The organism is Actinoplanes derwentensis (assembly GCF_900104725.1).
In the GTDB taxonomy this organism is placed as follows: Bacteria; Actinomycetota; Actinomycetes; order Mycobacteriales; family Micromonosporaceae; genus Actinoplanes; species Actinoplanes derwentensis.
In genome coordinates this window covers 2,862,513-2,876,814 of sequence record NZ_LT629758.1, presented here as the reverse complement: position 1 = coordinate 2,876,814, position 14,302 = coordinate 2,862,513, and the positions used below count along the sequence as shown (strand labels likewise).

14 protein-coding genes are annotated in these 14,302 nt (G+C 70.0%); 8 read left to right on the top strand and 6 right to left on the bottom strand.

What is annotated here, in order from left to right; genetic code table 11:
• Positions 1 to 137 precede the first annotated feature (137 nt).
• A complete protein-coding gene (locus tag BLU81_RS13060; protein WP_092544669.1) occupies positions 138 to 1,103 on the top strand; it encodes a glycoside hydrolase family 6 protein in 966 nt (321 codons plus the stop codon).
• Between the two features lie 63 nt (positions 1,104 to 1,166).
• On the opposite strand, the gene BLU81_RS13055 is transcribed toward BLU81_RS13060, so the two are convergent.
• The gene (locus BLU81_RS13055; protein ID WP_092544667.1) at positions 1,167 to 2,591 is read right to left on the bottom strand and encodes a WGR domain-containing protein; all 1,425 of its coding nucleotides are present in this window, start codon (positions 2,589 to 2,591) and stop codon (positions 1,167 to 1,169) included.
• Positions 2,592 to 2,727: 136 nt separating this feature from the next.
• On the opposite strand from BLU81_RS13055, the gene BLU81_RS13050 reads away from it, so the two are divergent.
• Together BLU81_RS13050 and BLU81_RS13045 are read left to right on the top strand one after the other, a co-directional pair.
• The gene (locus BLU81_RS13050) at positions 2,728 to 3,522 is read left to right on the top strand and encodes an SAM-dependent methyltransferase (protein WP_092544665.1); all 795 of its coding nucleotides are present in this window, start codon (positions 2,728 to 2,730) and stop codon (positions 3,520 to 3,522) included.
• 150 nt (positions 3,523 to 3,672) lie between these two features.
• Positions 3,673 to 4,059 (top strand): GAF domain-containing protein, encoded by a 387-nt coding sequence (locus BLU81_RS13045; RefSeq protein WP_092544664.1) that lies wholly within the window; start codon positions 3,673 to 3,675, stop codon positions 4,057 to 4,059.
• Between the two features lie 28 nt (positions 4,060 to 4,087).
• Here the strand turns inward: BLU81_RS13045 and BLU81_RS13040 are convergent, their stop codons facing one another.
• Positions 4,088 to 4,252: a hypothetical protein gene (locus tag BLU81_RS13040; RefSeq protein WP_157751532.1), complete on the bottom strand. Its 165-nt coding sequence runs from the start codon at positions 4,250 to 4,252 to the stop codon at positions 4,088 to 4,090.
• A gap of 66 nt (positions 4,253 to 4,318) precedes the next feature.
• On the opposite strand from BLU81_RS13040, the gene BLU81_RS13035 reads away from it, so the two are divergent.
• The 4 genes from BLU81_RS13035 to BLU81_RS13020 all read left to right on the top strand — a co-directional run bounded on the left by BLU81_RS13035 (position 4,319) and on the right by BLU81_RS13020 (position 9,149).
• Positions 4,319 to 6,547, top strand: coding sequence for a hypothetical protein (locus BLU81_RS13035; RefSeq protein ID WP_092544660.1), 2,229 nt, complete (start codon positions 4,319 to 4,321; stop codon positions 6,545 to 6,547).
• A gap of 7 nt (positions 6,548 to 6,554) precedes the next feature.
• The gene (locus BLU81_RS13030; protein WP_092544658.1) at positions 6,555 to 7,703 is read left to right on the top strand and encodes a hypothetical protein; all 1,149 of its coding nucleotides are present in this window, start codon (positions 6,555 to 6,557) and stop codon (positions 7,701 to 7,703) included.
• Between the two features lie 4 nt (positions 7,704 to 7,707).
• A complete protein-coding gene (locus BLU81_RS13025) occupies positions 7,708 to 8,520 on the top strand; it encodes a hypothetical protein (protein WP_092544657.1) in 813 nt (270 codons plus the stop codon).
• Positions 8,521 to 8,582: 62 nt separating this feature from the next.
• Positions 8,583 to 9,149 (top strand): hypothetical protein, encoded by a 567-nt coding sequence (locus BLU81_RS13020; protein ID WP_157751531.1) that lies wholly within the window; start codon positions 8,583 to 8,585, stop codon positions 9,147 to 9,149.
• Here BLU81_RS13020 and BLU81_RS13015 read toward each other — a convergent pair.
• The 3 genes from BLU81_RS13015 to BLU81_RS13005 form a co-directional block, all read right to left on the bottom strand.
• Positions 9,142 to 10,566: a HAMP domain-containing sensor histidine kinase gene (locus tag BLU81_RS13015; RefSeq protein WP_092544653.1), complete on the bottom strand. Its 1,425-nt coding sequence runs from the start codon at positions 10,564 to 10,566 to the stop codon at positions 9,142 to 9,144. The genes BLU81_RS13020 and BLU81_RS13015 overlap by 8 nt on opposite strands.
• 48 nt (positions 10,567 to 10,614) lie before the next feature.
• Positions 10,615 to 11,325, bottom strand: coding sequence for a response regulator transcription factor (locus BLU81_RS13010; protein WP_269461042.1), 711 nt, complete (start codon positions 11,323 to 11,325; stop codon positions 10,615 to 10,617).
• A 69-nt stretch (positions 11,326 to 11,394) separates the two neighbouring features.
• Positions 11,395 to 11,838: a hypothetical protein gene (locus BLU81_RS13005; protein ID WP_092544649.1), complete on the bottom strand. Its 444-nt coding sequence runs from the start codon at positions 11,836 to 11,838 to the stop codon at positions 11,395 to 11,397.
• 257 nt (positions 11,839 to 12,095) lie between these two features.
• On the opposite strand from BLU81_RS13005, the gene def reads away from it, so the two are divergent.
• Positions 12,096 to 12,635, top strand: coding sequence for a peptide deformylase (gene def, locus BLU81_RS13000; protein WP_092544647.1), 540 nt, complete (start codon positions 12,096 to 12,098; stop codon positions 12,633 to 12,635).
• A gap of 75 nt (positions 12,636 to 12,710) precedes the next feature.
• Here the strand turns inward: def and BLU81_RS12995 are convergent, their stop codons facing one another.
• Positions 12,711 to 14,207, bottom strand: a complete 1,497-nt coding sequence (locus tag BLU81_RS12995; protein WP_092557002.1) for an MDR family MFS transporter — start codon at positions 14,205 to 14,207, stop codon at positions 12,711 to 12,713.
• Between the last annotated feature and the right edge of the window lie 95 nt (positions 14,208 to 14,302).

Genomic DNA, 14,302 nt, shown 5'->3' with positions numbered 1-14,302 from the left:
AATGGATTGTTTCGGCCTGGAAGCGCTTCCAGCCCCATGGCATCGCCTCCGGCCGGTGAACGTCCGTCTCCGCCGCTGACCCCGCAGCGCGGCGAAGGCTCCACAGCCGACCCCTCTGACGCTCAGGAGACCCGTCGATGAAACGCATCGCACTGACCCGTACCCTCGCCGCGCTGGCGCTGGCCGTCCCCGCGGTCCTGCTCGGCGCGCCCGCCGCGCACGCCGACCCGATCAGCCAGACCAGCGGGTTCTACGTCAACCCCTACTCCAGCCCGGCGTCGTGGGCCGCGGCCAACCCCGGTGACGGGCGGGCCGCCGCGATCCGGACCTCGATCGCCCAGAAGCCGATGGCGAGCTGGTTCGGCAACTGGAGCGGCGACATCGGATCAGCGGTCGGCGGATATGTCGGAGCCGCCGACGCGGCCGACAAACTGCCGCTGCTGGTGGCCTACAACATCCCCGGCCGTGACGCCTGCGGCGGCCACTCGGGCGGAGGCGCCGGCAGCGTCGCCGCGTACGACTCGTGGATCTCGTCCTTCGCCTCCGCCATCGGCAACCGGCCCGCCGTGGTGGTTCTGGAACCGGACTCCCTGGGCGACTTCAGCTGCATGAACCAGGCGCAGATCAACGACCGGGTGGGCATGCTGTCGCGGGCCGCTGATCAGTTCCGCAGGAAGGCGCCCAACACCTGGGCGTACCTGGACGCCGGCAACCCCGGCTGGGTCGACGCCGCCACCATGGCACAGCGGCTCAACACCGCGGGAGTAGCCGCCGCGCACGGATTCGCGCTGAACGTGTCGAACTATTTCGGCACCGGCGAGAACGCCACCTACGGCAACCGGCTCGCCACCGAACTGCGGCGCCTCGGTCACACCAAACCCTTCGTGATCGACACCAGTCGCAACGGCAACGGCGCCAACGGCCAATGGTGCAACCCGGCCGGCCGGCGGCTGGGTACCCCGAGTCAGCTCGGTGGCGGTGCGGAGATGCTGCTGTGGCTCAAGACGCCGGGGGAGTCCGACGGCAACTGCGGGGTCGGCGGTGGCTCCAGCGCCGGTCAGTTCCTGCCGGAGGTGGCCTACAAGATGATCTACGGTTACTGACTGCCGGGGAGACGCCGCGACCCGGTTCGACCGGGCCGCGGGCGATCCGGCGGCTGTCGTCGATCAGGAGAGGCGGCGGATCTCGCCGTAAGCGCGGTAGAAGCCGCCGCGGGAGGCCTCGCGGATACCGGTGACCACGTAACGGGTGCCGCTCTGGCGGATGCCCTTCGGGAACTGGACCTGCCAGTCGGCGTGGTAGCCCGCCGAGACCACCCGGATGCGGAGCCGGCCGGACTCCTCGACGCACTCGACGACGATGCCGTCGGCCGGGTCGTGGACGATCTCGACAGTGCTGGACGGAGCGACCTGGGCCATCCGGGGCGGGGCCTTCACGTCCACGACCTGGGGCACGGTGCCGTCGACGGCCGAGCGGATGGCCTGCTCGCTGGCGTCGATGCAGGCGAGCGAGCCGTCGGTGGTGACGATGTAGAGACGCTCGTCGTGGTACTGCATGGAGTAGGCGGAGCCGCAGCCGGTGCCGAGTTTCCACAACCGGTTACCGGCGGCGTCGAAGCAGTAGACCGAGGACGCGCTGTCACCGGCGAAGATGTAGCGGCCGTCCTCGGCGGCGGCACACGAGAACACGGCTGCGTCGCACTGGTAGGTCTGCCGGTTGCTGCCGTCCTTGCCCAGCTCGACGACCCGCCGGTCGGACGTGCCGGCGTAGACGGTGTCACGCTCCTGCCAGCCGAACAGCACGGAACCGCGGGTGCCGGTGTGCCACAGCTCCTGACCGGTACGCCAGTCGTAACTGGTGACACCGGCACTGTGGCCCTGGTGGACGGCGTTGTCGTCGCAGCGGACCATCCAGCCCGACGAGCCCCGGCCGGGGCGCTGCCACAGGAACTCGTCCTCGTGGTCGATCGCGGCGATACCGCCGTTGGCGTCCGAGACACCGAGCACACCATCGTGGATGTCGAGCCAGTAGATGTCGATCTCTGGGGCGATCCGGTACGCCAGGCGGGGCACCTTGCCGGACAGGTCGTACACGTTGCCGTCGTCGCACCCCGCGTAGATCCAGCGGTCGTCGGCGACGATGCACTTCACGCCGTCGGGCAGCCGGAACTGCTGCAGCACCTCGGCCTGGTGACTCAGCGTGGTGATCAGACCGGCCTCGTTACCGACCATGCAGACGTCGCCGTCGACGAAGACCCCGAACGCCGGGCTGCCGGAGTTGTAACGCCACAGGACGGGGGCCCGCTTGGCGGTGGACCGGGTGCTGACGATCTGCCGGCGACTGACCGAACGGGCCTGCCGCTGGCCGGCGACGGCCGGTGCATACCCCTTGCGGACCTTCTCGCCGATCTTCTTGGCCGCCTCGGAACGGGCCTTGTCCTCGTTGGCATACGACGACTGCTTGACCTGACCACGGTCACCGATCCGCCCATACCGAACAGTGAGGTCGGTGCCGTCGATGGTCACCTCGTAGAACTTGTGGGAGCTCCCACTGTCTTCGGAGAGTTCGAGGTACGTCGTGTCGGCCGGCATCCGGGCCACCTTTCGGCAGAAGCGAGGAACACCTGAGAACCTAGCCGTGGGGTACGACATTCTTTCGCACGCCCACCCGCCGCCCGGCCCGTATATTGACCACTGTGGTTCTGGGGATCGCGGGGAAGGGTGCGTCATGACGGGGCAGACCGATGACCGGATCGACAGCGGCACGCCACATTCCGCCCGGCTGTGGGACTACTGGCTGGGCGGCACGGACAACTTCCCGGCCGACCGGGAAGCCGGTGCCGCGATCGCGGGCATGATGCCCTCGATCGTCGCGCTGGCCCGCGAGGACCGCCGGTTTCTGGGCCGGGCGGTGAGCCATCTGGTTCGCGACGGTGGGATCCGGCAGATCCTCGACATCGGCAGCGGGCTACCGACCGCCGACAACACCCACCAGGTGGCCCAGCGGATCGCCCCGGACACCCGGGTCGTCTACGCCGACAACGATCCGCTGGTCCTGATACACGCCCGGCGACTGCTGACCGGCTCCGCCGAAGGCCGGACCGCGTACGTCGAAGCCGACCTCGACGATCCGGCCGCCCTGCTGGCGCGAGCCGCCGAGACTCTGGATCTCACCGAGCCGGTCGCGATCAACCTGCTCGGCATCCTGCACTTCATCCGGGACGACGACCGGGCCCATGCGATCGTCGGTGCACTCGCCGACGCCGTCCCGGCCGGGAGTTTCCTGTCCATCGCGCACGGCTGCCACGACATCAACACCGCCGAGGCGCACCGGATCGTCGAGTTCTGGAACGAACGCGGCACCCCGAAGATCAAGTATCGCGGTTCGGCGGAGATCGCCGCGTTCTTCGACGGCCTGGACCTGCTCGATCCGGGAGTGGTGCCCTGTAACCGGTGGCGCCCGGACACCGACAGTGCAGAGATCGACGTCAACCAGTACTGCGGGGTGGCCGTGAAACGGTGATCGTGGGCGGTCGAGGTAGCGTGGAGGTGAATCCGCCGCAAGGTGGAGGACCCCTGTCTCGGTGGGATGCCGGTTTCTGGTGGTGCCGGATCTGAAGTCGTCACGGTGGCGCCGAGACGGACACGAGGTCCACAACTGGAGTCGGCACAGTTGACCCTGGACGAGGGCCCGTGCCGGGACGCGACCGCGACGCGGCGGCCGGTGCTGGTGCCCGACCTGGAGGCCGAGTCCTGGCGGGAGCGGTGGCCGTGGTTCACCCGCGCCGCGCTGGCCGCCGGGGTGCGAGCGGTGTTCGCGTTGCCCCTGCACGCCGGTGGGGTGCGCCACGACGGAGCCGTCGACCTGTACCGGCGGACCCCCGGCCCGCTGGGCCGCGCTGAACATCTGGCGGCGACGACGTTCGCCGCCGCGGCCGCGGAACTGCTAACCCTCGAACGGTACGAACTGGAGCTGCCCGGCGTCTTCACCCACGGCTGGAACGGCAACCGTCCCGAGGTCGCGACTGACACGGCCGTGCTGCCCTGGACCTGCTGCTGAATCTGTGCCGGATCCCGGCCATGCTGGGCTACACCCCACCCCTGGGGTGAGCGGACGCCGACTTCTCGATCTCCGTAGCGGCGTCGGCGACGGTGCGGCCGTACGCGGCGGGACGGCCGCCGTACGGATCCTGGTCGCTGGTGTCGTCGGCGAACCGGAATGTGTCCTCTCCGGAGCCGGAAACAGTGTCCACACGGCTCTCCCGGGACCCGCTGCATTCCGGGATAGCGTCGTCCGGTAGCGGCTTGATGGGGAGCACATGACGACCGTTCGTGATGTCAGCGACAGGATCAACAGCACACTCGCTCGCCGGCGCCGGATGATTCCCGCCGTCGAGCACGAGATCCACCGGTGGGAGTCCATCCGGGTCCTGCTCGGCGAGTTGGACACCGCGCTGGAGGTGATCCGGTCGGCCGACGACGGCGGACCGGTGGCCCAGCGGCTGGCCGGCCTCGACGCGGGGGCTCTGCTGCGGACCGCGGCCGAGCGGCTGACCGGCCTCGCCACGGTGCGCGGGCGACTGAACCGGTCGACGGTGAACCTGGGCGTCTCCGGGCGGGCCCGCAACGGCAAGAGCACCCTGCTGCAGAGCCTGTCCGGGCTCGACGACCGGCAGATCCCGACCGGTCAGGGCCAGCCGGTGACCGCGGTGCGCAGCCGGATCTACCACGCACCCGACCAGCGCGAAGCCCGCCTGACCATGCACACCGTCCGGTCCTTCCTGGACGAGGTGGTCGCGCCGTACCACGAGGAACTGGGCCTGGATCCGGCTCCGGCGACGCTCGGCGACTTCGCGAGGTTCGACTACCGGCCGGCCGAGGGAGCCGGTTCGGCCGCCCACCCGAAGGCTGCGCCGATGCTGGCCCGGCTCCGCGAGATGCAGCAGGCACTGGACTCGTACCGGGAGTTGCTGACCGGACGGCAGCGCACCGTGGAGATGGCGGAACTACGGTCCTGGGTTTCCTACCCGGCGATCGGTGCCGGCTCCGACCGGCGTTACCTCGCGGTCCGCGACGCCGTGATCACCTGCCCGTTCCCGATCGACGACGTCATCGCCCTGGGCCTGATCGACCTGCCCGGCCTGGGTGAACTGGTGCCCGGCGCCGAGGAGCACCACCTGGCCGGGCTGCGGGACGACGTCGACTTCGTGATCGTGGTGAAACGGCCCACCGACACCAACGCGATGTGGTCGGCCGAGGACAGCCAGGCCCTGCAACTGATCGGGCAGGCCCGCGGCGCGGCGGCACTGCGCGACTTCGCCCTGCTGTTGATCAACGACGGTGGTTGTGAGCCGGTCAACGTGAACGCGCTGCGCGACGACATCCACCGTCGTCTCAACGACGGTGTCGGCGGCCGCAACTACTGGACGATCCAGGCCGACTGCGCCGACCGGGAGATCGTGCGCGCCGCGGTTCTCGGCGCGGTGCTGGACCACCTCGCCGATGCGCTGCCCCGGATGGACGACGCCGTCATCACGGCGGTGCTGGAGGACTGCGAGGCGGCCCGGTCCGCGCTGGTCACGGCCATGGGCGACGCCCTGGACGGCCTGCGGACACTGATGGCGCCGACCCACCTGGAGGAGGTGCTGGCCCGCGCCGACCAGTTGCGCGCCGAGGTCACCACGTCGGTGCAGGACTGGGTCGACGACAACCGGCAGCGTGCCGACGAGAACCACGACGACGTCGAGTTCCACGAGCGGGTGGCGGTGGCCCAGGCCGGCATCCGCTCGTGGATCCTGGACGGCTTCGGTGCTGGTGAACAGGAGTGGATCACCGGGGCCTTGAGCCGGATGCGGGTCGACAAGGGCGCGTTGCCACTGGCCAGTCAGACCCTTCATGTCGTACGGGTCCATCTGGCTCGGCAGTTCGCGGCGATCGACGACGTGCTCAACCGGCGCCGCGACGAGTTCTGGACCGGGCTGACCGTCGCGCTGGGCCCACGGTTCGCGCACATGTGGGACAAGGACCAGGACGGTGAGGTCGCGTTGCGGACCCTGGCGCAGCGGATCCGGCAGTCCCCGGAACCGTGCCCGGGGCTGGCCGAGACGATCGACTTCGTGCTGGACATCCGGCTCGACTACCACACCCGGATCCTGCCGAAACTGCGCCGGGCCCTGGACGTGCTGGAACCGGAACCGGTGAACGGCCCGCCCGGTGGGCTGCTGGCGGTCGCCGGGCTGCCACGGTCACCGGACGGCGCCCGGGACCTGTTCCTCCAGCTCTCCCAACTCGCCCGGCAGGCCGCGTACGACGCCGGGGTGCTCCTGGCCGACGAACCACGGATGGCAGCCCAGGTGTTGTACGCGTACGCCGAGCAGTTCGAGGACGAGTTCATCCGGTCGAGCACGTCACGGGCCGAGTTCCGGCGCCTGTCCGCGGCTTTCCGGGACCAGCTCTGGCCGGACGAACTCGACGGTCCCGCGCTGGTGACGGCACACACCCAGCATGTTCGTGGCATCGTCCATCAGCTGATCACGACGGCACGATAGGACAACGGTGGCTGACACATTCAAGATCTCCATGATCGGCCCGTCCCGGGTGGGTAAGACGACACTGTTGACCGCCGTACTCTCGGAGACCGAAAGGCTCCTGGGCAGCACACCGGTGAACGTGGCCCTCGGCGAGCAGACCGAAGTGCGGGTCCAACGGCACCGCCGGGACCTGGCCAGAGCGGTCGCGGCCGGCGAATTCGACGCCGCTTCGCTGGGCGGGACCGAGGACATGTTCCTGTACGAGGTGGCACTGGAGTCCAGCGGCGACGCCACCATGCGGGTGCCGTTCAGCATCCTGGACTATCCGGGCCGTTGGCTGGACCCGATCTACCGGAGCATGCGCCCCGAGGTGTCGGCCAACTGGCCGCAGTGCGAGACCCACATCCGGGAGAGCCTGATGCTTCTGGTGCCGGTGGACGCGGCGGTACTGATGGAAGCGGTGACCTCCCGGCACAAGGGTGCGGTGGCGGACCTGCTCGGCTTCGCCGACGTGCAGGCCGTGACCCGGCGCTGGGCCAAGGCCCGCAACCTGGAGGAACATCGCGACGAACCGGCCGTGCTGGTGATCGCCCCGATCAAGTGCGAGCGGTACTTCGACGACAACGGCGGCACCGGCCGGTCCGGGCACGACCTGCGGACCAAGGTCCGGGCCGCGTACGAACCGCTGCTCGACATCATCCGTCAGGAGTCCCGCGACCGGATCACCCGGGTCGTCTATGCGCCGATCGACACGTACGGGTGTGTGGAGTTGATGGAGGCGGAGTGGTTCGAGGTCGACGACGGCGACGGGCTGCCGGGACTCGACTTCCGTGGTCACTACCGGTTCCGGGGGACCACGCTGCGCCCGAAAGCCGCCGACACCGTGATGAAGGAGATGTGCAACTGCATCGTCGCCGGTCAGCGGCAGGCCGAACGGGTCCGGCTCGGGCAGGAAGTGGCCCACTACCAGGACCTGCTGCAACGCAAGGCCGAGGACAAGGGCTTCTGGGGCGCCCTGGACTACTACCTCGGCGGGGAGGCGCTCACCAACCGGCGGGAACGGGCCGGGACCAGGATCGAGATCGAGGCGGCGAAACGGCGGCGGCAGCAGCTGGAGGACGCGCTGGCCCAGCTCGGCGGCCTCAACACCGATCCCCGTGTCGAGCAGTGGTGAGCCGATGCTGACGTACCTGATGACCCGTGGCCACGCCCGGCGCCTGGACTACACCTTCCTCGGCGAGGCACCACCGGTGCCCTGGTGGGAACCGGTGCTCGGCTGGGTGGTCCTGGAAGAGCCGGAAGTCATCGTACGAAGCACGGGGGAGGGTCTGCACCTGCTCGTCAGTGGCATTCCGTCGCAGCGCCGGGACGCCGTGAACACCGTCATCCGGTACCGGCTGGTGATCACCGCGGGACCTGGGGACGGGGATCTGGTCCGCCGGCTGGTCTGGGCCGGGCTGCACGACACCCCGCGCCGTCAGTTGGGGCTGCGCCTGGACGAGGTCTTCGACGCAGCCAGTGTGGACGGCTGGATTCAGCACGCCGACACTGCCGGCATCGACCAGGTCCGGGACCGGCTCGACACCGTACTGTCCCGGATCGATTCCGATCTCCCCGATGTCGACGCGGTGAGCGGTCCTCAGCAGGACTGGGCCGGACCGGCCGAGGACCCGCAAGCCTGCCGCCGGTTCCTGGCCACCGTCGACGAACTGCTCGCCGGACGGCCGGGCATGGCCTTCACCACCCACGCCATCGCCTCCCTCGACGGTGCCCGGCAGGCCGCGGACGCCGCCGCCGCGGTCTATCCCGATCCACCGGGTGACACGGTGTTCGCGGTGCTGGTCGCCGAAGGCCGGCTGGGCGAGGTGACCCGGCTCCGGACGCCGGGAAAAGTGCCCGCGCCGCTGGAACGTCTCCGCAGCCCGGTGCTGTGGATCCCGGCGGCGCTGCTTCTGCTCGCCCTGCTGACAGCGCTGATCCTGACAACCTGAACCCGTGGGCCCCGATCAGGGCGGCCCGCAAGACGCGGATGCTAGGCCGTCCGAACGGAATCGTGATCTTCGAGGGCCGGGTGGAGGTCGACCTGCCGAGACTTCTCGGGCGCGGACAGGATGAGAACGGCCGGCCTGTTCCGGTCACGGGACATCTCATCCAGCGCGGTGCGGGCAAAGAACCGCCGCTGGGCCAGTTCGTCATGAACCTCGGCGCTGTTCGGTTCACGCTCAACAGCGGACTGTCCGGCAAACTTGTCGTAAGGGTCGATGAGGCCGGTCTCCAGAACGGTTTCAACGTGCTGGTCGCGACCGTCGAGGACGCGGTCCAACGGGAGTATGTGCGGGCCGGTCAGCTGCAGGATGAGCTGGCCGGGGCGGTCGGCAGCGACGCCGTACGCGCGCATTGGCTCTTGGCTCTGTGCCTGTTGGCGGTCAACGACACGGCCGCTGAATTCCATGCGACCTCCGGTCTGCGTGCCTGGACCGCGCTGAAACCGGCCGGGGACACCGAGTTGCGGGCCCTCGGTGATCGGCTGGCCGACCGTCTGGACGAGCTGCAGGACCTCGGTTTCTCGTACGGCAGCACGCTCCGCGACGCCCTCGCCCGGCCCTCCCCGGCTAGCTGAGGCCGGCGGTGGGGACGGCCGGCACGAGCTGGGGAAGCCGGATGGTGACGACGGTGCCGTGTGGTTCGCGGCCGCTGGTGGTGACGGTTCCGCCGTGCTGGGCGGCGGTCTGCGCCACGATCGCCAGCCCGAGCCCGGAACCGGGTGCGGAGCGTGCGGTCGCCGCCCGGTAGAAGCGGTCGAAGACGTACGGACGGTCGGCCTCGTCGATCCCCGGCCCGCTGTCGGCCACCGTGACCAGGCACTCGTCGCCGTCCACGGTCAGCGCGGTGTGCACGGTGGCTCCGGCCGGGCTCCACTTGGCGGCGTTGTCGAGCACGTTGACGAGCATCCGCTCCAGTTCACCGGGGCGGCCCGGGACCGTGACCGTCGTCAGATCGGCGCGGAACGTGAGGCGGGGAGCGCGGATGCGTACCCGGCTGATCGCCGCCTCGACCACGTCGGCGAGGGCGACCGGCTCGGCGGCCTCGCGGGTGGTCTCCTCCCGGGACAGTTCGATCAATTCGGTGGTGAGCTTGGACAACTCACCGATCTGGGCCTCCAGGTCAGCGAGCAGCTTGTCGCGGTCGTGTTGCGACAGGCGGTGCGCGATCTCCGGATGCCGCTCCACGTCCACCAGCAGTTCGATGTTGGTGCGCAGGCTGGTCAACGGGGTCCGCAGTTCGTGCCCGGCGTCCGCGACCAGGGCCCGCTGCGCACGCCGGGCGGTGTCGACGGCGGCGAGCATCGTGTTGACCGACGCACTGAGCCGGGCGACCTCGTCGTCCCCACCGGCACCGACGGCGACGGGCTGCCGGAAATCCATCGTGACGGCGACGTCCTCGACCGCCTCGGTGAGCCGCTGGACCGGCGCCAGCCCGGCGCGGGCCACGACCCGGCCGAGGAACACCGCACCGGCGATCCCGAGCGCGGAGAACACCACCAGGAGCAGCCCGAAGGCGGCGAGCGTCTGCTCGTCGCCGTCCTGGTCGATGGCGACCTGCACGGCCCCACCACCGGTGACGGGCACAGTCACCATCAGGTAGGTGTCGTCACCGACCCGGATCTCCTCCTCGGTCTGGCCCCCGCCGCCCGTCGCCACCCGGCGGGCGAGATCGGTCACCGGCAGCGGATCGGTCACGCCCTCGCGCACCGTTCCGGTGGAGTCGAGGATCTGCCGGCGTGGCCCCCACCCGCGCGGGCCGCGGCGGCCGTCCCCGTTACGGCGTTCCGGGGCGGCCACCGGCGGCCCGGCCGCGGCGACGGCGACGGCGTCGGTACTCAGCGCGGTCCGCAACCGGTGGTGCTGGATCTCGGCGACCGCCACCCACGCCGCGACCGCGACACTCAGTACGGCGGCGGCCACCGCCCCGCTGATCAGCACCGCCAGGCGGGCGTGCAGCGTCCGCCGCTCCCACCACTGCCGGACCGCCGTCACAGCGGCTCCTCCCGGATCACTGTCACAGCGGCTCCTTCCGGATCACTCTCACAGCGGCTCCTCCCGGAGCACGAAGCCGACCCCGCGCACCGTGTGCAGCAGACGCTTCTCGCCGTCGGCCTCCAGCTTGCGGCGCAGATAGCCGAGGTAGACGTGCACACTGTTCGAGGTCTCACCGAAGTCACAGCCCCACACCTGCTCGAACAGCGCCGGCCGGCTGAGCACCTGGCGCGGATGATGCAGGAACACTTCAAGGATGGCGAACTCGGTACGGGTCAGCCGCAGCAGCCGCGCGCCACGCCACACCTCCCGGGTCACCGGGTCCAGCCGCAGGTCGGCGAAGCTCAACGGCCCCTGAGCCGCGGCGGCCGGTGCCGGCATCGGCCGGGTCCGGCGCAGCAGTGCCCGCAGCCGGGCCTTCAACTCCTGCAACGCGAACGGTTTGACCAGATAGTCGTCGGCTCCCGCGTCGAGCCCGGCCACCCGGTCCCCGACGGTGTCCATGGCGGTGACCATCAGCACCGGTAGCAGGATCCCGTCCAGGCGCAGGCGGCGGCAGGTTTCGAGCCCGTCCATCAACGGCATGTTGACGTCGAGGATCATCGCGTCCGGCTCCCCGGCGTGAACCATGTCCAAGGCTTCCTGGCCGTCCCGCGCGGTGTCGACGTCATGCCCCTCGAACCGCAGTGTCCGGGAGAGCGAGTCCCGGACCGACTCGTCGTCGTCCACCACCAGCACCCGCATGTTCCCCTCCGCCACTGTCGCTCCTTCCAGGTTTGCCGTGCTCACGCAGGTTCGGGGCGACTTTCGGCAAGTGTGGCAGGGTCGCTAGGCGCTCGGAGCGACCGCCGACGGTACCGGCGCCGGAGTGTCCTGGCCGTCACGCCCAGGCCCACGTCCGTCCCGCTCCCGGTTCCCGCCGGGCCGGGGGCCGCGCTCGCCGTCCCTGGCGTGGTCCCCGCCCCGCGCGCCGGGCCGTCCTTCACGGCTGATGTGACCGCCGCGGTCCTCGCCGTGGTGACCGCCGATCAGCGCGGCGGCCCCGACCACCCCGCCGCCGAGAACCATGCCCAGCACCAGCGCGGCCCCCGCCACCAGCACCGGAACCCGGCGCCCCCGCCACCGGCTCACAGCGGGCCCGGCCGGCACCGCCGCCGCTGCTACTGGCGCCGTCGGTGCCGGCTCAGGCGCGGCCGGCACGGCCTTCGGCTCCGAGTCGGCGACGAAGGCCGCGGTGTCGTCGTCAGGTGTCCGCGGCATCTGGTCACTCATGGTGTCTCCCCGTTCCGAGTCCGAATCGCCGGCTCCACACCAGCGAGTTCCACGATGCCCGCCGGGGATAAGAAGCCATAGCGGCAGTTCGTGAGAGTTTCGTGAGAATCCGCTGTGGCAACCCCGGAGAAGATCAAGAGACCCTTGCGGCGTACGCGTTTCGCCGGGCTCGAGTCCCAGCGGCGACCACCGAGTGGCCGAGCGCACCGGCCGTTCGCGAAGATGTCCACGACGACAGTGGATATGAGGAGGCTCTGATGACCGTGCTGGACATCCGGAAGGTCGGCGACCCGGTGCTGCGCCGTATCGCCGTCCCGGTCACCGATTTCGACGCCGAACTGGAGACCCTGGTCCGCGACCTGACCGAGACGCTCGGTGCGTCCGGCGGCGCCGGTCTCGCCGCCCCACAGATCGGCGTCGAACTGCGGGTCTTCGCGCTCAACCCGGCCCTGCCCGGCAACGAACTCGGCCTCGACCACCTGGTCAACCCGGTGCTGGATTTTCCGGACGACGAGATCCAGGGCGGCCCCGAAGGCTGTCTCTCCATCCCCGGCATCTACCTCGACACCAAGCGCCGTCTCAACGTGACCGCCAAGGGTTACACCAAACACGGCGACCCGGTCCAGGTGGTCGGCACCGGGCTGCTCGCGCGCTGCATGCAGCACGAGACGGACCACCTGGACGGCATCCTCTTCATCGACCGGCAGGACGAACAGGGCCGCCGCCGGATCCTCGACACGCTGCGCGAGGCCTCCTGGTTCACCGACCTCCCCGAAGTCCGGGTCAGCCCCCACTAGAGACGTCGCGCGGGCGGGGGCCGGGTGGTGGCCCCGGCACCGCCGCTGGCTCCTTGGTTCAGCTGGCGTTCTGGTTCAGTTGGCGTCGGACAGGGCCGGTTCGGGCTTCGCGGCCGGTTTGCTGCCGCGCAGGGCGACCTGCCGGATGAACAGCGCCACGACGATGCCGGCCGCGGCGACCATGCTGCCCCACAGGAACAGGTGGGAGATGCCGTCGGTGACGGCCTGCTGGAAGGCGTGCCGGACGGCCTCCGGCATCGACTTGAGCATCGCCGGGGTCATCGAGGCGATCTCGCCCGGCCCGGAGCCGGTGCCCCCGGCCGCCGACTCGGTCAGCGACGCGGTGAGGTGGTGGGTGTAGATCGCGCCGAGGATCGACACGCCCAGCGAGCTGCCCATGTTGCGCAGGAACGTGGACGCGCCGGTGCCGGCGCCGATGTCGCGCAGCTCCAGGCTGTTCTGCGCGATCAGGGTGCTGGTCTGCATCAGGCAGCCCATGCCGGCGCCGAGGACCACCATGTAGAGCGCGGTGGCCGTCTGCGAGGTGCCGGTGTCGACCGTGGCGAACAGGAACATGCCGGTCGCGACCAGGGCCGAGCCGACGATCGGGAAGATCCGGTACTTGCCGGTCCTGCCGATGATCTGACCGGCCGCGATGCTGACCACCATGACCGCGGCCATCAGCGGCATCAGCAGCAGCCCGCTGTTGGTGGCCGAGGCGCCCTGCACGAACTGCTGATACTGCGGCAGGTAACCGATCGCCCCGAACAGCGCGAACCCGGAGATGAAGGCGATGCCACCGGCCAGCACGAAGTTACGGTTGGCGAAGATGTGCAGCGGCATGATCGGTTCGGCCTGCCGCCGCTCGACCACGATGAACGCGACCAGCCCGGCGACGGTCAGCGCGGCCAGCCCGAGGATCTGCGGGGAGTCCCAGTCGTACTGGGTGCCGCCCCAGGTCGCGATCAGCACCAGCGACGTGATCCAGACGGTGAGCAGCGCGGTGCCGAACCAGTCGATCCGGGCCCGTCCGGTGCCGCGGGGCAACCGGGCCAGGGTGATCCAGGAGACGACCAGGGTGACCAGGCCCAACGGCAGGTTCACATAGAACGCCCAGCGCCAGTCCAGGTGATCGGTGATGAACCCGCCGATCAGCGGGCCGCCGATCATCGCGACCGGCATGACCGCCATCATCACGCCTTGATACTTGCTGCGGTCGGTGGGCGGGATCATCTCGCCGATGATCGACAGCACACCGACCATCAGGCCACCGGCGCCCAGGCCCTGGACCGCGCGGAAGGCGATCAACTCGGCCATGTTCTGCGCCATGCCACACAACATCGACCCGACCAGGAACAACGCCACCGCGGACACGAACGTGATCCGCCGCCCGAACAGGTCGCCGAGCTTGCCCCAGATCGGCGTGGCGACCGTGGTGGCCAGGATGTACCCGGTCGTCACCCAGGACAGATGCTCCAGCCCACCGAGGTCACCGACGATCGTGGGCAGCGCCGGCGCGACGATCATGTTGTCGAGCTGGGCGAGCAGCATGGCGATGACCAGCCCACTCATCGTCACCAGGATCTCGCGATGGCTGAAACCCAGCCCCGCTGACTCACGCGCCTCGACGTGCGGCGCGGCGACTCCCGCCATGCCTTTCCTTCCCC